General features: G+C 44.6%; 16 protein-coding genes, 1 tRNA gene and 1 pseudogene. 6 read left to right on the plus strand and 12 right to left on the minus strand.

The genetic code is table 11. The features are described 5' to 3' along the window. The first annotated feature begins 331 nt into the window (after positions 1-331). Positions 332-2812 (plus strand): hypothetical protein, encoded by a 2481-nt coding sequence (locus EQU50_RS04990; RefSeq protein WP_165380344.1) that lies wholly within the window; start codon positions 332-334, stop codon positions 2810-2812. Positions 2813-2842: 30 nt separating this feature from the next. On the opposite strand, the gene EQU50_RS04995 is transcribed toward EQU50_RS04990, so the two are convergent. From EQU50_RS04995 to EQU50_RS05040, 10 genes are all read right to left on the minus strand, one after another. Beyond that, positions 2843-4486, minus strand: a complete 1644-nt coding sequence (locus EQU50_RS04995; RefSeq protein WP_130154050.1) for a hypothetical protein — start codon at positions 4484-4486, stop codon at positions 2843-2845. A gap of 165 nt (positions 4487-4651) precedes the next feature. Then, positions 4652-5905 carry a lipoprotein-releasing ABC transporter permease subunit gene (locus EQU50_RS05000; protein ID WP_130154051.1) on the minus strand — a complete coding sequence of 418 codons (1254 nt, stop codon included), beginning with the start codon at positions 5903-5905 and terminating at the stop codon, positions 4652-4654. Between the two features lie 90 nt (positions 5906-5995). Beyond that, positions 5996-6820: an SDR family oxidoreductase gene (locus EQU50_RS05005; protein ID WP_130154052.1), complete on the minus strand. Its 825-nt coding sequence runs from the start codon at positions 6818-6820 to the stop codon at positions 5996-5998. A gap of 5 nt (positions 6821-6825) precedes the next feature. Beyond that, positions 6826-8121, minus strand: coding sequence for a proline--tRNA ligase (proS, locus tag EQU50_RS05010; RefSeq protein WP_130154053.1), 1296 nt, complete (start codon positions 8119-8121; stop codon positions 6826-6828). Between the two features lie 31 nt (positions 8122-8152). Continuing rightward, positions 8153-8226: transfer RNA gene (locus EQU50_RS05015), tRNA-Gln, on the minus strand. An 87-nt stretch (positions 8227-8313) separates the two neighbouring features. Further along, positions 8314-8676, minus strand: a complete 363-nt coding sequence (locus tag EQU50_RS05020) for a hypothetical protein (protein ID WP_130154054.1) — start codon at positions 8674-8676, stop codon at positions 8314-8316. A 557-nt stretch (positions 8677-9233) separates the two neighbouring features. Continuing rightward, entirely contained in the window at positions 9234-10085 is an 852-nt protein-coding gene (locus EQU50_RS05025; RefSeq protein WP_130153610.1) for an IS3 family transposase, read from the minus strand. Further along, positions 10082-10360 carry a helix-turn-helix domain-containing protein gene (locus EQU50_RS05030; protein WP_130153492.1) on the minus strand — a complete coding sequence of 93 codons (279 nt, stop codon included), beginning with the start codon at positions 10358-10360 and terminating at the stop codon, positions 10082-10084. Before EQU50_RS05030 ends, EQU50_RS05025 begins: the two co-directional genes overlap by 4 nt. A gap of 37 nt (positions 10361-10397) precedes the next feature. Next, the gene (locus tag EQU50_RS05035) at positions 10398-10826 is read right to left on the minus strand and encodes a hypothetical protein (protein WP_165380345.1); all 429 of its coding nucleotides are present in this window, start codon (positions 10824-10826) and stop codon (positions 10398-10400) included. Then, on the minus strand, positions 10817-11578 hold the full coding sequence (locus EQU50_RS05040) for a hypothetical protein (RefSeq protein WP_130154056.1): 762 nt from the start codon (positions 11576-11578) through the stop codon (positions 10817-10819). The genes EQU50_RS05035 and EQU50_RS05040 overlap by 10 nt, the downstream gene beginning before the upstream one ends. Positions 11579-11744: 166 nt before the next feature. On the opposite strand from EQU50_RS05040, the gene EQU50_RS05045 reads away from it, so the two are divergent. Together EQU50_RS05045 and EQU50_RS05050 are read left to right on the plus strand one after the other, a co-directional pair. Then, the gene (locus EQU50_RS05045) at positions 11745-11978 is read left to right on the plus strand and encodes a hypothetical protein (protein WP_130154057.1); all 234 of its coding nucleotides are present in this window, start codon (positions 11745-11747) and stop codon (positions 11976-11978) included. Between the two features lie 39 nt (positions 11979-12017). Beyond that, a pseudogene (locus EQU50_RS05050) lies at positions 12018-12385 on the plus strand (integrase core domain-containing protein); the annotation flags it as partial. 107 nt (positions 12386-12492) lie between these two features. Here the strand turns inward: EQU50_RS05050 and EQU50_RS05055 are convergent. Next, positions 12493-13473, minus strand: a complete 981-nt coding sequence (locus EQU50_RS05055; RefSeq protein ID WP_130154058.1) for a hypothetical protein — start codon at positions 13471-13473, stop codon at positions 12493-12495. A 248-nt stretch (positions 13474-13721) separates the two neighbouring features. Between EQU50_RS05055 and EQU50_RS05060 the strand changes: the two genes are divergently transcribed. From EQU50_RS05060 to EQU50_RS05070, 3 genes are all read left to right on the plus strand, one after another. Further along, positions 13722-15587, plus strand: coding sequence for an autotransporter assembly complex protein TamA (locus tag EQU50_RS05060; protein ID WP_130154059.1), 1866 nt, complete (start codon positions 13722-13724; stop codon positions 15585-15587). A gap of 108 nt (positions 15588-15695) precedes the next feature. Then, on the plus strand, positions 15696-17042 hold the full coding sequence (tssK, locus tag EQU50_RS05065; protein WP_130154060.1) for a type VI secretion system baseplate subunit TssK: 1347 nt from the start codon (positions 15696-15698) through the stop codon (positions 17040-17042). 6 nt (positions 17043-17048) lie between these two features. After that, positions 17049-17810: a DotU family type IV/VI secretion system protein gene (locus EQU50_RS05070; protein WP_130154061.1), complete on the plus strand. Its 762-nt coding sequence runs from the start codon at positions 17049-17051 to the stop codon at positions 17808-17810. A gap of 81 nt (positions 17811-17891) precedes the next feature. Here the strand turns inward: EQU50_RS05070 and EQU50_RS05075 are convergent, their stop codons facing one another. Next, positions 17892-18644 carry an outer membrane protein gene (locus EQU50_RS05075; RefSeq protein WP_130154062.1) on the minus strand — a complete coding sequence of 251 codons (753 nt, stop codon included), beginning with the start codon at positions 18642-18644 and terminating at the stop codon, positions 17892-17894. Positions 18645-18693: the final 49 nt, after the last annotated feature.

Genomic DNA, 18693 nt, shown 5'->3' on the forward strand with positions numbered 1-18693 from the left:
AATCACCATTCGAATTGAGCCGGAATTGCCGTTCGGTTTAGACCGGAATCACTATTCGATTTTCGCCGGAATACGCAATAGAACGAGGAGATTCGATCCCCCCACCTAATGCCTGGTACTTTTATAGATTATTGGTGGATGGGTTTAATTACAGTTGTAAGCTGTTTGACCTTAGGATCTTCTTGATGGCCTAAGGTCAAACCCTTATGAGCCTTGCTCAGATTAACTTTTTTTTAAAGAAAATGCCCTATTCTGTTTATATTGCCTCCTCTGTCTTAGAGGGGAAATTATAATGAGGAGATAGGGCGTGAGACTGCGGAAAATAAGTATCGTGATGTCAACTCTCTGCTTTTGTGGCACAGGGTTGGTCGAAATTCTAAAAAGTGATGCTTGTTTTGCGTCGGAGAGTAGAAGTGCGCCCCACCACCCGTCAGCCCCTCCCTTACCGCATGCCGAGAAAAAGGAGCTGACAGCTGAACCAACCTTCTTTGAAATCAATCAACAGCTAAGCAAGTTCATTGCTGCTTTTCGCGGGGGGTTTTACGATTTTTTAAGAAGCCGGACGGCGCAGGCGGTTAACCATCATAACAAGGTGGCTAAGTGGTTCGAGGATAATAGAGAAGATCTGGCTGGTGTAGGCAAAACGATCGTCAAAGGAGCAATTTCAGGTGGGATCAAATCAATACCTGTTGTTGGCGACTTCTTGAATGCTCCGATCAGCCTTGCTGTGAGTTACGCAGGCGATGCAGCTGTTAAGAAGGCGGCTAAAACAGAACGTTCTATCGTGGAATGCCTCATGGATATTTTGCCAGAAACTGTGGAAGACAGTGACAAGGAAAACTGTCAAAGATATTTTAATGACTTGGCAGACTTGTTCGCATGCATTGGGACAGATTATGAGTCAGGCATGAAACGTGTACCCTATGATCCAAAGGCTTTAGAAGAAATTGCCACGTTTTTCGAATCTATCTCAAAAAATCCGTCGTTTGCCCTTAATGTCCCGGAAGATCTCGGTATTCCCGCTGCCGCCCCTGCAGTATCTGATGTCCAACAGGTCTTTCTAAGTCTTTCAGCGTTTCTTCGGACCATGATTGAAACGTTGGAACCCCTTCAGGACGAACTGGAAAAAGAGATAGAACCTGGAAAAATACTTGTCTCGCAAAACGAAGACGAAAAAAAACTTCTGGGCAACTGTCGTGAGGTCTTCGATAACCTTTTGATATCTGTTAAATCAGACGGTCTAACTGATTTACCGAAGAAACATCCAGCACGGTTTCTGCTTGGGGGCTTTTTTAAGGATAAATTGGTCTTTAAGTCCTTTTTGACGCATGCCATAGATTCAATGAAGGTGGACCTGAAGCTCAGTGACGAGGACCAGGAGATCCTTTCGGATGGGGCGGAAAGTATCGATAAAATTTTGACTCTTCTGCTTCGGAATGATGCCGATCTACCAGAGGTGATCGGGCCGCAACATCGGTACGCAATGGCGATCCTGGCGATGTTCATCAATCCCTTAGAAAAACTCTCAGGACCGCACGAGTCGGTTGTTAAGGCATCAAAAAACGTTGTTGAAGCCATCAACGCTTATCGCGAATGGGTTGTTGCCCAGAAAGCGTCTATTGTCGAGAAGGATGACGAGGATGAGGATGAAGATGAAGAGAGCAAGATCATTGAGGATCTGGAGAAAGTTTCCGATGCGATGATTGATCATGTGTCCACGACGGTCTCTGCAGGTTTGGACATTGCAAAAGATGCATTCATTGATAAGGAAAAAGTGGAATCAATTGCGGAGTTTTTAAAAGAGAAAGAAATAGGAAAGATTGAGACGACCTTCAAAGGAGCTGGTATCGCTTCTGAAACCGCGTTTGCGATATTTGGAACCGTGGTAGGCCAATTGGTGAAAAACATCGGAAAGAAACAGTCGAAATGGATCCAATTTAAAGTCATTCCAGAGGTATCCGAGAAGCCAGATAGTCAAATCCGATTGCTGGAAGTGTTTGAAAATGAAAAGCTCGCTTCGATCACAAACCTGCCATTGCCATCAACAAACGCGGATCTAGAACTGGCTGTCCGAGACGATATACAGAGTTTGCGCGAGCTTTTCCGGTTGTGTTTCCACACGGCCGGCCTTGAGACTCAGAGCAAAGAAAGAAAAGTTCTGAATGTTGCCGTCAAGATCATTGTGAACAGCGGCGTTGCAGCAGGGGGCGCAGCGCTTTCTGGTGCAAGTATGGGGGCTGGAACGCCTTTTGCCCTCGCAGCAGTGGCCGCGGCAAGTACGATTTTCACAGATTTGACTGAGTCTTATCTGCTTAATCCAGAAAGGCACAGCTTGGAAGACATCGTTCAACGAGTAGCAAAACGTCAACTAGAGAAAAGCAACCAGGAAATGAATATTGATGAAAACATGGACAAACAGGATAAGCTTACCTCCCAAATTCATTTCCTTGAGGAGAAAGAACGGACGGAACCTTTGCCGGGCAAGAGTAGGGAGAAGAAATTAAAAGAACTGCAGACAGAGCTACAAGAGTTGCAAGGGCAACTTAAGAAAAGCTTGAAAAAAAATGACGCCGCAAATCTTAATATGGAGTCACCAAATCACGTGGTTCTTAACCCAAAATTACTGACAGAGTTGCTGCGGTTTAAAAATGATCGTTTTTATCAGCGCGTTAAGACAAAGACGCTGACTCTAGAACATGTGTATGCTGGGCGTAGGTTGGGGTCCTTGTTCAACTATAATGATACGGTTGTTGAATACATCAACAAACTTTTAAAGAATGCGCAGGCTTTGGTTAAAGAAGAGACGGAATAGTGAAGAGCCCCGCCTACTCGATTCTCAAAATTAAGCCATGGCCCTGGTGATAGCGTTCATAGAAAAATCCAGCCACAGAGGATATCCTTCCCCTCCGTGTGGTTCGTAAGTTCCACACGTGATAATTTTCCCATTATTTACATGGGGGATCTCAATCCGACGATGAGACCCTCCCTTCTTACCAAATGGGAAAACGTCTCCACCCATCCTTCGAACAAGGGTTAGCATTTCTTCATATCTGATATTCTGTTTTGTGTGGTTGTCCTCAGCAACAGCCTTAAATAAATTGACCTCTTTTGTCAATTTCTCAAGATCTGCACCTGATTTTGGCTCCCTCTTTTTTCCATAGATATGTTGTTCTGTGGCTTGGTCATATCTTCGCTTTTCTTTATCAATCATTTCTCTTCCAAAGGAGGAGGCAGAAGAGCTTGGAGTTGATGAAGAGCTAGAAGACGAAGAAGAATTGACAGGAAAAGAGGATTGCATATCTGTTTGCGTCAAAGAATGATCGCTGAAGCCTGCATGATTGGCCCTAGTCGCTGGAGCGGCGGCGGCTGACCCAGATACCGTATTACTATCTTTCTTTTTTTTACTGATTTTTAACGTGCGCTTCTCAAGCATACCTATTAAATTTTCGGCAGTTGTAAGGCATTTTTCAAACTCTTTGAGATTTTTTATAAGTTGCTGTCTTTTATCCCCCATTGATTCTTGGGTTACTTTTTCTTTTGTTGTACGGAGCTCTTTATCTATTAATATCAGATTATCATATGCGAGTTGCGCATTATTTAAATTTTCATTTATGCTATTTATATGTTCTTTAAGGCTTCTGTTTGCAGCTTCCACATCAACGGGGTTATTTGAGAGGGCATGCACGACAATCCGTTTTCCTTGAAGTTCATCTCTTCTAGCAAAAATTTTCTCTAAAATTTCACGTTCTATCTTGTAGGCCCCAATTATTGTTCCGTCTGCTGTAGCCACTTCTCTATAATATTTCGCATGTACGTCGATAGTCACCTTATCAACAAAAGAAGCCAATGCGTGTAAGATCCCCTCTAAATATAAAAGCTCTCCCGCTATTTTTTGATTACTTATACATTCAAGTTTAGTATGTATACTCACTTTTTTAGATTTCTTATGAAAATCTATAAATTTTTTTTGAGCGTTTTCTTCTGTTAAATACTTTCCATAAAGACCCATATATAATTCATCCAGAACCTCTACGATCTTAAAAGACGTTATTGATCGGCCGCTTTCAACCAGAGATGTGTAAACCTTAATTTGCCGCATAAATTGATCATGAGTTACGTCGTAAATCTTTAGGTCGGCCTCGATACTGCTAACCGCACTATCTAAGGGGTTGTTTCCTTTAGGTAAACCTCCCACGACTCCACGGTAAACTTCAAGCCTGGCTTCAACACTTAGATCTTTTCGTTTCATAAAAGCAAGAAGGGTTCCATTGTAACCCATTCGATCAGCTACAATCTCTTCGATCTTTTCAATAGCCGTCTTCCATTCTTCAAGACTTTTCCCATTAGGAAGAGTAGGCGTTGACGACGTCAGGAAACTACTGGAACGACTTGCTGCTAAATCACGATCATCTTCAGGCGCAGCAGAGGCATGCCCCGCCCTTAAAAGCAGCCCCAACACTAAAAGTAATTTAAGTATATTTTTCACTGTTCGACCATAAAAATGGTTAATTAGCTTTCCCGTAAGTAGTATACATAGACAACCTTTTCAATGAGTTTTTCTGTGTATTTCTCTTCAATATGCTAACGGTGTTTCTGCGCAGGAAAAGCGGGTATAAGCAGGTCTTTCAATCGCAGATGGCACTTAGGAATATTAAAACCGCAAACCCTCAACGGGATCAAGGCGCGCTGCGCGCCATGCGGGGTAGACCGTGGCCAGGAATGACAGTATCAGAGCCATCAGGACGATATAAATGACCTCCGTCGGGTCAACCCTGGCTGGCAGTTGCGATAGGAAATAAATCTCGGCACTGAACAGCTCGGTCCCGATAAGGCCTTGCAGAACCTGCCTAATTCTCTCGATATTAAGCGCGAACCCTAATCCCAAAACGACCCCCACCAGCGTGCCAACAGTCCCGATTGTTGAGCCGGTTAACAAAAAAATCCGCATCAAGGACCCCCGGCTGGCGCCCATGGTTCTTAAGATGGCAATATCACGGGTTTTGTCTTTGACCAACATGATCAGGCTGGAAATAATATTAAAGGCCGCAATCACAATAATAAGTGTCAGAATCAGGAACATCACGTTCCGTTCAACCTGCACCGCGTGAAAAATTTGCGCATCACTGTGTTGCCAGTCAACAGCTTGCAAAAGACCAGGCCAAGTTTTCTCCAATACCTGGTTTAAAGTTTCGGCCAGATAGGGGGCTGTTTCCGGGTGAGAAATAAAAATCTCAATATGGCTAACCTGGCCGGTCAGTTTGAACAGACTCTGGGCTAGTTCCAGGGGCATAAATAAGATGTTTTTGTCATAATCATGCATGCCCACCTCAAAGATCCCTTGCACCTGAAATGATTTTTGTTTTGGCAGCGTACCAAAAGCCGTTGCCGTTCCCTCTGGCACCATGATCAACAGTCGATCGCCCACCTTAAGGTGCAGTTGTTCTGCAAGGCGCGCGCCTACCAGAATTTTATCCCCCTCAAACCCAGCCAGGGTTCCATATTTGATATTCGTCGAGACAAGAGTTTTTTGATAAAGGTCATCTTGCGTCAAACCCTGAATTGCTATGCCCCGGGCTTGTGAGTGAAACATGACGATCGCTTGGCGGTCTATCAAGGGATAAACGCTTTTCACCCCCGGAATTTGCAGAATCATCTGCGTGGCTTCTTGATAATTTGTGATGGGCTTATCGATCCCTTGCACCAACAAATGCCCCCGCATGCCGGTGATTCGATCAAACAATTCTTGGCGAAATCCATTCATGACGGACATCACGATGATGAGGGTGGCAACGCCCAAAGCAATGCCAACAAATGAAAAGCCAGCGATGACAGAGACAAACCCCTCTTGCCGGGCAGAGCGTAAATATCGGTAAGCGATTGACCTTTCAAAGAGGGAGAAGATCATAATCTTAAAAATTCCTTGTTAAGGTGGCAAAACGCTTTGTCACCATAGACGAATTTTCATCGGGTTGGAAGCTGGTGATGAGGCAAAAACCTAATAAGCATTTGATTCGCCGCCATCCAGCACAATGTTTGTCCCATTTAAATGGTCAGATTTAGTCGACAACAAAAACGACACTAAATTTCCCACATCGTCTGGTTTTCCATAAGATTTTAGGGGTATGGCCGCTGTATCTTTGGCAAGTTGTTCTTCAAAGGTAACTTTGTTGGACGCAGCCTTTGCTGTTATCCTTTCTATATGATGGTTCGTCAGTATCACACCTGGTGAAATGGCATTAACGCGAATCTTCCTTTCTCCAAAAAAGTGCATAAGGTTTTTAATTTCCCCTGTCCACGCCAGACGTATGACGTTGGTGTTGGGATAACTTGGCAGGTAATTCTTGGAAGAGTTCCCCGAAATAATAACAATGCTGCCATTATTTTGAAGATGAGGCTGAAACGATCTAACGACTTCAAGTGGGGCGATGAAGGTTTCTTCAAAAACTTTCGCCCATTTGCCTTTATCTGGAATGCCCTCTCTACTTAGCAAAGGTCGTGGACCAATAAGGACGATACCCTTAAGTGAATTTTGTGAGACTATCTTTGCGGCATCTTCAATAGTCTTGGTGTCTGAGAAGTCGATGTGTATGCTTTGCACCTGAATTTCTTTATATTTTGAATTCAAGGATTTTTTCAGGGCCTCTATTTTTTCAGGATTTCTTCCTGCAATGACTAAATTATTCCCTTTAAACGCAAGCTGTTCACAGATCGCTTGGCCAAGTTCCCCCGTGGCAGCGGTAACCATAATTGTATTTTTTGTACCAGCGACTGAGGCATATATTGGCAAAAATAGTAAAAAAACTATTACCTTAATTTTCATCCCAGTTAAACGTCTATATGCTTCTGCAAATAAGTCAAACAGGCCTCAATGGATAAATCTTGGCGTTCACCGGTTCTGCGGTTTTTCAGCTCCACCGTATTATGCTCAATGGTTTTATTGCCAACCACAATTTGCCATGGCAGGCCGATCAAATCCATATCGGCGAACTTAACGCCTATTCGTTCTGACCGGTCATCATACAAAACGTCAAAGCCGCGCGTGGCAAGCTGTTGATACAAGGCTGTGGCTGCTGCTTCTACCTGCGCATCATCCGCTTTGGCGCTGATCAGTCCCACGTGAAACGGCGTTACGGAATCGGGCCAGATAATGCCGTTGTCATCGTGGCTGGCCTCAATGATGGCGCCAACTAAACGAGAAACACCAATACCATAAGACCCCATTTCGGGAATAATCAGTTCGCCTTTCGGCCCCTGAACCGTCAAATTCATGGCCTTGGAATATTTGGTGCCGAAATAAAAGATGTGGCCAACTTCAATGCCGCGGGCTGTCTTTAGACGTTCCTGAGGAATGGGGCATTGGAAGGGGTCATGCTTTTCATCAGCCGCTGCATACATATTTCGCAAACGTTCTAACGTCATATCCTGATCGCTTAACTGATCATAGTCTTCGTCATAATAAATGGTGCTTTCACCGGTGGGAGCCACAATTTGAAATTCATGGCTTAGGTTACCGCCAATGGCGCCCGAGTCCGCCTGGACCGGAATGGCCGTCAAGCCTAAGCGGCGGAATGTTGTTAAATAACTTTGGAATATTTTCTCGTAAGAAGCCTTCGCCCCCTCATAATCAATGTCAAAGGAATAGCCATCTTTCATGAAGAATTCGCGCCCACGCATGACGCCAAAACGGGGCCTGATTTCATCACGAAATTTCCAACCAATTTGGTACAGAATTTGGGGCAGGGCCCGATAGCTTTTAACGTATTGGCGAACGATATCGGTGATCACCTCTTCATTTGTCGGGCTATACAGCATCTCGCGATCATGGCGATCTTTAAAACGCAGCATCTCTTTGCCATACGCCTCGTAACGGCCGCTTTCTTGCCACAGGCTGGCCGGCTGCAAAGTTGGCATCAAGACGCGGTGGCATCCAATTCGGTTTTGTTCCTCAGCAACAATGTTTTCTATTTTTTGTAAAACTTTTAGCCCCAAAGGCAGCCAGGTGTAAATTCCAGATGTCGTTTGGTTAATCATGCCAGCCCTTAACATCAACCTGTGCGAGGCAATTTGGGCCTCTGAAGGGGTTTCTTTCAAAGTTGGCAGAAAGTATTGGGATAAACGCATAAAGGGATGACCTTCTGTTCAGAAGAGAAGATGGCTGGGGCACTAGGATTCGAACCTAGGGTGGCGGTACCAAAAACCGCTGCCTTACCGCTTGGCTATGCCCCATCGAAGTTCGTCCAGCTTAACAAAATGCTTAACTTTTGCAAGCGTAAAGATGCAACTGCAGACTTCACGTAAATTACATAAGATTTTTTAGAAAAGGTTTTTGTATGGCATGAGAATTTCCTTGGTGTCTTTTTCAAATTTTGGGCCTTTGCCATTAGACCAATTTTGTGCTGCCACCTTAGCTTTTTTCACAGCTTCATAAAATTTCGTTAATTTATCCACTTCACTGGCAAGTTTTGCTTGCTCCTCAGCAGTCATAGAAATTAATTTTAGATTCTGTTGCTCGTTGTTAAACTGGCTTTGTAAGCGATCTTTTTGAGTTTGTTGTTCTTTTAAAAGCTCTTGCTTTTCAAATAATTGCGGTCTGTATTCCTTATTTAAAAAATTCACCAATCCTTCCTGAGTCCCCGGATCACAGTATCCGAATGACTCCGATGCTGGTTTGCTCAAACCTAAATCTCTCCAGAGGATTTTTGTGTACTGAGCAAAAATTACATCTATTTCAACTTTGGTTAATTGTCTGTTCGTGTATAATATAGAGAGTGCAGATGCGTACACGGTACCGAGAAGAAGGTATGATTCCAACTGGTTGATCATATTGTGATTAAGTTTAATAATCTTGCCTTCCTGAAAATCCTTAGTATTTGGAACATAGATTAAGTCAGTTATAAAAAAAGCTAACTTTGCGGTGCACCCTTTGGACTGGACATAATTGAGGACTATTTAAGAGAGTTTCCGTCCCTGAGTTTTGATGATTGTTACCACGGGCATTTTTCTCCGTCCAGTACTTTTTTTCTTTTTTGACTCCCCTAATTTTCCCCTTCACTTTTCCAACAAATTCCCTTTATCAATCCACGGGACGATGCTATTTTTCTCCCACGGAACAGGCTGGAAAGCCGATGGCCGTGCATGGTTAAGGGAAGGGTTGCTTCGGTGACCCCCTTCCTTCAAGCTCACCTTTAAGCATGCTTTAAATATTCCGGGGTGTGGGGCAGGGCCCCGCCATATTAGGCAGCCTCTTTGATCTCCCCCACCAGATATAAATCAGCCGGACGTTTGTTCTTGATCCCCTGATGGCGGCGTTTCGTATTGTAAAAGATCAAATAGTGCTCCAAGCCCTTTTCGAGCTCCCACATGGTTTGATGGCAGTAAAGATGGATATGTTCATACTTAATGGACCACCACAACCGTTCAATCCGAATGTTATCAATGCAGCGCCCCACGCCATCATGACTCACCTTGATCCCATGGGCTTCTGCCGCTAGGATCCAAGCTTCCCCTGTGAATTGGCTGCCTTGATCCGAGTTCACAATCTCCGGCGATCCGTGACGTTTTATGGCCTCCTCTAAAACTTCAATCCCATGACTTGCTTCCATTGTGTTGGCCAACTTCCAGCCCACAACAAATCGTGTGTGCCAATCGATCAAGGCAAATAAATAGACCATGCCGCCGGGGAGCTTGATGTAGGTGATATCCGTGGCCCAGACTTGGTTTTTGTGATCAATCACAAGCTCCTTCAAAAGATACGGTCTGACAGCATTTTCACGATTTGCGATGGAGGTGTTTGTCCGGGGTTTGGGTAATATGGACCGCAATCCCATAAGTTTCATCAATCGCAGGGCGCACTTGTGGTTGATGCGTATTCCCCGATCCAAAAGCCAGCCGGTGATTCTCCTATAGCCAAAAAAGGGGTGTTCCCTCCATATGTCCATGATTTCGTTCATAATCTCAGTGTAAGATTCATCTTCCTTTTCGGCATAGTAATAGCTTGAACGGTGAAGCCCTAGAAGGTCGCATTGTCTTTGAATTGTCAGGCCTTGGTCCGGGGAAATAATGGAGCGCTTCTCTCTAACGCTCATTTCCCCAACGCTTTTTTTAGAAAATCTAAGTCCATGGTGAGCTGGCCAATCTTGCGTTGAAGATCGTCAACTGTGGGGCCATTTTCTTTAGGTTTTTTGCGACGGCTGAAAATCTCAGGCCCACCATCCAAAAGCTCATTCTTCCACCTCTGGAGAACGCTTTGATGAACGCCATATTTTTGTGAAAGTTCTGATACGGGGCTCTTGCCACTGATCATCGCAATCGCTGCTTCTAATTTCGTTTTGCCGCTGTGTTGTTGGCGGATCTTTCCCATTTTTTATTTCCTTCAGTTGCTGTCTTTTATACAACACTCAGGAGCTAAAAAACTCTCTTAACTTTGTGTCCAGTTTTTGGGGTGCAGGGCACTTTGATCTTGCTTCCAACGTTTCCAGATCGCCTTCTAACTTCTTTATATCCGCACTGGTTTGCGTGATTTGATGATCAATTTTGTTCACATTTGATCTTATAAAATTAATTGTTTGATTAACAGCGCGTCGTCGTCCTTCTTCAGAATTATCTCCAGCCTTTTTCTCTGCCTCTTTCATTATCTCTTGGGCTTTAGTCATAACCTCTAAAAGAGTCTCATAAATTGTCCCTGAATCTGAAGATTGCCCGTTTAAGAATTCCCGCAGTGTCTTGTTTGGCTGTTTGGCCATTTGATATAGACTATCTGCAACCGATGAAGATGATGCAGATGGAGACGAGCTTGAAGAAGACGAACGATCCTGTATTAGGCCCATTTGTTGGAAAAAGGTTTGGCGCTTGGCATCCATGTTATGAGGGGAAGAGATACTTTGATGTATCTGTTCCAAAACAACAAAGTGGCCTTGGCTTTTAACAGGAAAAATTTAGAATGTTTATTTGTATTTTGTAAGGGGTGACCAAAGGATTTTTTGTCTTCAACAGACTTTTTATAGCCATCTAGAATCCGCTGAGCAAGGCCCTGCTCTGCTGGCGTTTTTTCATCAATGCCCCAGCATCCTCTGACAATTTTTTCCGCTGCATCACCCAACAGGATAGCTATGGTGAAATAAGGCTGGTCGGAGGTAAGATCCTCTCCTTTCTGCATTAAAACCCTTATAAGTTCTTCCTTAGTTTCAAACAAAAGAGCAACCAATTCCCCCACAGCCTGAGAGTTCGTCAGTTCTTTTAAATTATGCAGGCGACAAAATGCTGCCCATGAGGCAAACTCAGGCTTATGTTCAAACCCAAACTGATCGTGAAGAGTTGAGTTATTAAATAGCTTTTCCAATGTGGCTGGGGATGACTGCTGTACTTGAATAAGCCCTGCAATCAAACTTGCTGCATTATTGGTGAGCCCAGATGGCGTATTAAGAGCCGACCCCCCGTGCAGACGGGTCAGATTCCCTATAAGTTTTCCTGTTAAATCATCAACACCGCCGGCAGACACCTCCACCGCCGAGATGAACGATGTACCGCATCCTATACACCACAAAACCAACGCCACAGATACTTTAACAAGCCACTTCATCTTTCATACCCCTTTAAATCATTTCGTCCTTCACACATGCCATTCTAAGACATCAATCGTTGATATAGGGTTAACAGTTATTCTTTTCAATCTAAATCTATATAACAAGTTATTTGTTCGATTTTAAGTTTTATTTATTCTCTCCAGGAAAAAGGAGGAGGTGACTATGAAAAAAACGACTTTAAAACAAGAGACGTTAAAGAGGAGGTTTACCGACATATATGACCGGCACAGTCGCCATGAATTAAGCTGCGAAGAGGCATCGGACATTTTGGGCATCAGTGTTCGCACGTTATTTAAGGAAGCGCCGTCGTTATGTCAACCGCCAAGTTTATTGACCCCCCAGCACATTTTTCTCTTTATAAAACATGGCTTCGCTGAAGCTTTTACTTTGTGTTGAGGAGGAGCATGGAAGGGAAAAATCTATGGCCATGCCAAAAGCTCCTCTGCCAAGAAATTCCTGTTGGATCTGGTTGAAATCGCCCCTTTCAAAATCCACTCTATTCAAGTCGATGGAGGATCCGAATTCATGGCTGAGTTCGAGGATGCCTGCGCTGAACTTGGCATCCCTCTTATCGTCTTACCTCCCAGCAGGCCAACCTACAACGGGGGAGTCGAGCGAGGAAACAGAATCTTCAGAGAAGAATTCTATGCAAACTCTAACCTCTTAGCCGATTTTATCGGAGCCATGAAGATTGAACTCAACAACGCTCTTAAAAATATAATACCTACAGGCCACATTCTAACTTGAAAGGATTAACACCTATGCAATATGTTCATAACATCCTGCTCAAAGATGCTGCCTGAGTCTCAAAGTGCCTGAACTTATACAAAAGATGCAACCGTGGAACTAATATTAATGCATACCAAGGGCCTTTGTCGTGACGAGGAGCCCTTGGTAGTTGAAAATTAAATTATGATGGCGCCTTCCAACCTTCTGGCATTTTGAAATAGCAGCATGCTTCCCTTATAATATGATATTGAAGGGGATGAGTCCCGTCTTTCATTTTCTGAATCTTTCCTTCTGCTTTTAATGTCTGCAGAGGAGCGATCATTTTCTTAAAATACCCTGTCGAATCTTGTGTTCTTGCATACGTTTCGAGTTCTTTCCCAATTGCAGACAATGTTTTTGGGCCATCTTTGAAAAAAGGACCATACCCGTAATGTAACCCTGCCTTATCATCAACGCAGACAAGATTTTCTCCCCTTGCTGGGCCGGTTATTCCCTCCACATTTGGCAGGTAAATAGTTCCCCCCAATACAGTCTGATAGGGCAGAGAGTTTTCGTCTTGCTGCACTGGGTCAACACAGTCCAAAAGAAGTTCTAATTTAGTAAGGTTCGATTTAAATGCTTGAATCTTTGACCATTCCTCCTGCATGTCAACTGGATGAGGGCCCACATTAAACGTGCCTTCCCTGAACCAAAACCCCCTTGCACTCGCATAAGCTTCGAACGGTGATAAACCTGGACTGCTAATCAGGGGAAGGAAAAAACTTTCATCCCTTTCAAGCTCCGTGATGGAATTATCTAATGTGGCTGATGATAAAACATTCCAAAAGCCAATTTGTTGTGCGGTCATACATTCAAATTCTGTTTTCGATTCCTTTTTGGTTAAATCCGCAAGGGCTGCCGATAAAGGAATACCTCTTTTTTTCACAATGAATGGGTTTCCAAGAAGCGTTTTTGTTTCCCAATAAGCTGATTGAGTGGAGGGCTTTACTGAAAAATTGTTGTTTTCATTCATTGCCCTATAAGTTCTAGACAAAACCCCTGCACAGTAACGGTTATAGTCTTCTTGCGTGGCAGATGGTTCTGCAGCGCAGGATGCTGCAGCTTCGTAAATCTGGGGCAGACCAAAGAATAGTCCCATGGCCAATATTTTAAATGTCTTCATTTTTATACTCCTGTAATTTAATGTTTAGAAAGTAATGTAAGATCAAACAATTTGTCAATGAATTTATAGTATTGCGTTCTGAATAAATAAAGACGCATTCATTCATATAGTAAATGAGTCGTGGGTACAACGGGAAGCCATGGAACGTCTAGGTTGCCATTTTATTTACCCCTATCAAACTTTCTGCTTTGTAAGTCGCCTCAACCCTTCTAGATTTAAGGATCAGGTTTTTAAGAGCATTCCAATACGTGCAACAACTTTTTCTGGTTCTTATCACTTTGGCGTTAGGACTTCTGCTGACTGGCTGTCGCTGGTTTGATGAAAACTTTGGCGGTGATGTTCAGGCCCTGGACGTGCACACGCAAGGGATTGGTTATCAAACCTTGTGGGCCGACCCCATCGATGGCGAGATTAAGGCCATTCTGGAGAAGGCATCCATTTTGATGAAATTAGAGCATCGTCCACCAATTTCTTTGGCGGGGTTGATCAAGCGTTGCAAAATGGATCAAGATTCTTTTAAAAAAGGTCTGGCTTCCATTGGCTACTTTAAGGGGAAAATTGAATTCCATATTGATGATAAAAAAGACCCCTTTCAAGTGACCATCAAAGTGACCCCCGGCCTCCGTTATAGGCTTGGGTCAATTAAGGTGGAAAGCCCTGGACAACCCCAAATTATATCGATGCTGACCACAGCCGCTTTGGAGGACATAACCCAAACCAAGATGGGGGATATTGTGGATTTAGAAAAAGTTTTAAAAGGCACCCAACGGCTGAAAAAGTATCTGCAAACGATGGGCTACCCTTTTGCTGACGTTGAGGAGCCTGAAGGCAGGGTTGATGATGCCAAACAAACCGTAGAAGTTATTTATACGATCAATCCCCAGGCCCTGGCCCGCATAGAGTCCACCCATATTGACGGGTTAAATAACCTAGAGGAGAGTTACATCCAAAATCGAGTCATCTGGAAAGAAGGGGAGGTTTTCGATCAAGGAAAAGTTGACAAAACCCGCCGAAAGCTTTTGGAAACGGGATTGTTGTCCAGTGTGACCATCACCCCTGAAAAAAAGGGGAATCCAAAAGATGGATATCAGCCTTTGACGATGCTTGTCAAAACGTCTGAAGGCGCGGCGCGGGCCGTTGGTGTGGGGGCAAAGTTCTCAACATCCGAAGGAATAGGAGGCCATTTATTTTGGTATCACAACAACCTGGCCAGGCACGGCCAGCAACTGGGGGCTTCGTTCCAATCATCTAAACGCGAAACGAAAGCCAAGCTATCGTATGATATTCCCGATTTTGGAAAACCCCTTCAAACCTTGAAAAATACGGCGTTTTTATTGCGTGAGATAACGCGCGCCTACACTGGCAGAACCTATAGCGTAGGGTCCAGTCTTCAGCATCCCTTTAATGACCATTTTAAAGGAGCAATTGGATTAGAGGTTGAGGGTGGACGTATCAAACGTCAAACGGTCATTTATCGGACCCGGTTATTGGGGATTCCAGGGGAATTGAAGGCTGACTTTACCGATGACCTGTTAGATCCAACCCGCGGTATGAAGGCAGAATTAAAGGTGACGCCTTATTATGGTCGTATGGGAAATAAAAATGGAATGGTTGTTGGCTCAACAGCGTTGTCTGCTTACCTGCCCTTTGCCACCAACGAAATTGGCGAAAGCCGTTTTGTTTGGGCAAGTTTTGTCAAAGGGGGCAGCATCTTCAACCAACCCCTGCAGGCCATTCCCCCCAATAAACGGTTCTATGCTGGTGGCAGCGGCTCTGTTCGAGGATATGGTTACCAATTAGCCGGCCCTCTTGACGGTCAAAGTATCCCAGAGGGTGGACGTTCTTTGATTGAGGTTGGAACAGAACTTCGCTTTAGAACAACTGAGACCACGGGGTTTGTAACCTTTGTAGAGGGGTGCTCTGTCGAAACGGACCGGATACCAAGCCTTTCAAAAGGGGCCTTGTGGGGGGCGGGAGTGGGTTTTCGCTACTACAGCCCCCTGGGCCCAATTCGTGCCGACATCGCTGTTCCCATGGAAAGACGGAAAGACACATCTGGCAAAAGAATTGACGCCCCGTTTCAAATTTATTTAAGTGTGGGGCAGGCGTTTTAAGGCGAATTGCTTGAAGAGAATCAAACCATTTGTTGCGGCTTCAACCAAAAAACTTCATAATTATTAAAAGTTTACTAAACTTAAAGATGATTGAGAGGGAGGCGCTGCATGAATAAACCTTTAGGGGTATCCTTAATTCCGGCCATTCAGTGGCACGAAGGCATGCTGTTATCGCCGCAACATTTGCAGCAAAACGATCTGCGGTTCGAACAGATCCTGCATCATCACATGAAACTGGTTGCACCCTATCACTGGGGTGTCAGCTATTTGAAGCTGGATCCGATTGTCTTGCCCGATGGGTTGGTGCGCATTTTGGCTTTGCAGGCGGTGATGCCCGATGGGCTGGTCGTTGACTACCAGGCGACAATCGACGAAGACGCCCCTTTAGAAATTGACCTGAAACCATTTAAACCCAGTTCTGTGAATGAAGAGATTATCCTTAATCTGGCCATCGCCGAATACATACCTGGCATATCGCCCGTGGTAGGTGAAAAGGCCCGTTACTTATCGGCCGAGGGTATGGAAACAAAAGATATCAATCTGGATGATAATGCCATAAAAATTCCCTGTTTGGTGCCCAAACTGTCTTTGCATGTGGGCGAAAAGGTGCCATCGCGAACAGTTGGTTTCCCTGTTTTAAAGATGGCTTTCAGAGACGAAGTCTTTGCGCAAACCCCTTATATGCCTCCATGCTTTCGTGTTGATCCCCACACCGTTCTTTGGCAACTGTGTTCCGAGGTTTGTCAGAAAATACGCGAGAAAGCGGTTTATTTGTGCGAGAAATGGCAAAACCAGGTGGGAACGCCCCTTTTGCAGGAAACCTCAAACATGCTACGTCCTTTGGTGACGATTCTGCCAAGCTTAGAGGTGCTGCTCAATAGTCCTGCTATTCAACCCTGGACCTTGTTCGAAAAACTGTGCGAGGTTGTGGGGACCTTGGCTCCGTTGCGGCTTTCTCAAATTCCGCCAGTTTTGCCGGCCTATAACCACAATGACTTGTTGAAATGTTTTCGCCCTGTGCTGGAACTGATTTACCAGAACCTTCACAGTATCGAGGTGGCGTTTGCCATTTTTTCCTTTAACCAGAAGGATCGGTTATTCTATTTAACCCTGAATCCCGCTTTTTTGTCAGAAAAGCTGTATATCGGCGTTCGCGCGCCCAAGGGGATGAGCGAGGCTGAGATTGAGGAATGGATGAACGATTCCGTCATCACCTGTGACTTTGCGGTTGAGTCGGTACGCGCCCGCCGAATAAGAGGGGCGGCACGGCGGGTGTTAAAGAACGAAGACCTGTTCGAATTGATGCCAAGCCGCGGCGTGGTTGTATTCGAAGTGGATAATGATCCAACCTATATAAAGGCAGAACAAAACCTGAACATATTCAACCCGGCCGACACAATCAACTGGCGCCCGGCCGAAATTGTTTTATATGTCCGTAAAAACCAAAAGGGTTAAGCGACCATGGCCAAAAGTCTTTTGTTAGAAAACTTTCAAGCCTTTTATTATGAAGTGCTGCGCCAAAAGGAAAGGGCGCTTCGACTGAATATTCCAACAGATGTGTTCGAAGACCCCAATACACCTGCCGTGGTCGAGACCATTCAGGCCCGTCTTCGTGACACATTGCAAGAACAAGCCCTGAAAATGGAATATGCCGTTGGCGTTGGCAGAACAGCAGCATTTCGCGATTCCCAATATCTGATGGTAGCGTTGGTTGACGAGATTTTTTTGAATTTGCAATGGGCCGGCGCCAAAATTTGGGAGAAGTCTTTGATGGAGGCGCAGCTGTTCGAGACCCAAATTGCTGGTGAGTATGTTTTCAAGAAGTTGGATGCTTTGTTGGAAAACAACGACCCCGCACGCACAGAGATGGCTTTGCTTTATTTCATGGTGCTAAGCTTGGGCTTTCGCGGCCAATATCGGGGGTCTGGCGATGACCAGAAATTAAAGTGGTACACAGATCACCTTTATAAGGCGATTCAAGGGCGCCTGCCCAGCCTTTCAAAGACTGATCAGCCTTATCTGATGCGACAATGTTATGACTATACGTTAACCGAGCCGGCGGGTAGGGGCCTGCCTGATAACCGGGCGTGGGCCTGCGCTATTGGGGGCGTTATTGTGATGTATGTGTTCATCACGTATGTGGTTTGGTATCGCCTGGCGTCAGAGGTACACCAGGCCCTTGGCCTTATTTTTGAGCAGACGCGCCAAAGCCCGCTGATATAGGTTTTCCACAAAAAAAAATCACGCCCTTTTGAGGGGGCGTGATCGGAATGAATTCCCGCCTGGGCGGGAACGATAGAAAATTTAGAATTTGTGAGCTAAACCAAATTTAACAACGTGCGCTGTGTATTTAACAGTCGTTGCACTATTGACACCATTAATTAAATTGCCAGTTGTTATTTTTCCACCAAGATTATAACCATATTCAACGCGGGCTAACAAGTTACCAAACGCGCGTTCGTAACCAATTCCAGGAACGAAAACAAATTGATTTTTGGATGCAGTAACTTTACCGGACCTTGAATAGTTTGTACCTGCAGCTCGGCCTGAAGCGTCATAACTGGCCTTGACTTTGTCGCGGCTAAATTCCAAACCTAATTTCGCATAGATAAGGTTTTCATTCGCAATCACAGCACCGAGACGAGGTGTAATTCCAAATACAACCCCACGTTCATATTTAGTATCAATCTTACCGGTGCCTGTTGTAACAACACCTAGTGCTGTTGCTGTAGGCGCTAAACCATTGGATACATTTTTACTGGCGCTGTCGCCTTCAATACTGAATTCACCACCAAAGTAAAAACCGTTATTGTTGTGGCCATAGCCTGTGTAAAGACCGTACGTTAAACCGTTGGCCTTTTTTGTCTTGTTGCTCGCACCTTGTTGGAAGCGAACACCTGAGTCAGTTGTATCCACGCCTGGAATACTTGTCTTATCATTGCGCTGTGTCCACCCCAGTTGACCGCCCAGATAATAACCATTAAAAGAAGCCGGCGCTGCTTGTGCAGCTTGAATTGCTGCTAAAGCACCCAATAAAATTAAAGATAACTTTTTCATTATTAAAACCTTGTTTTTTGTATATTAATTTCACCAAAATATGACCAAA

Origin of the sequence: Candidatus Finniella inopinata (assembly GCF_004210305.1) — a bacterium.
In the GTDB taxonomy this organism is placed as follows: domain Bacteria; phylum Pseudomonadota; class Alphaproteobacteria; order Paracaedibacterales; family CAIULA01; genus Finniella; species Finniella inopinata_A.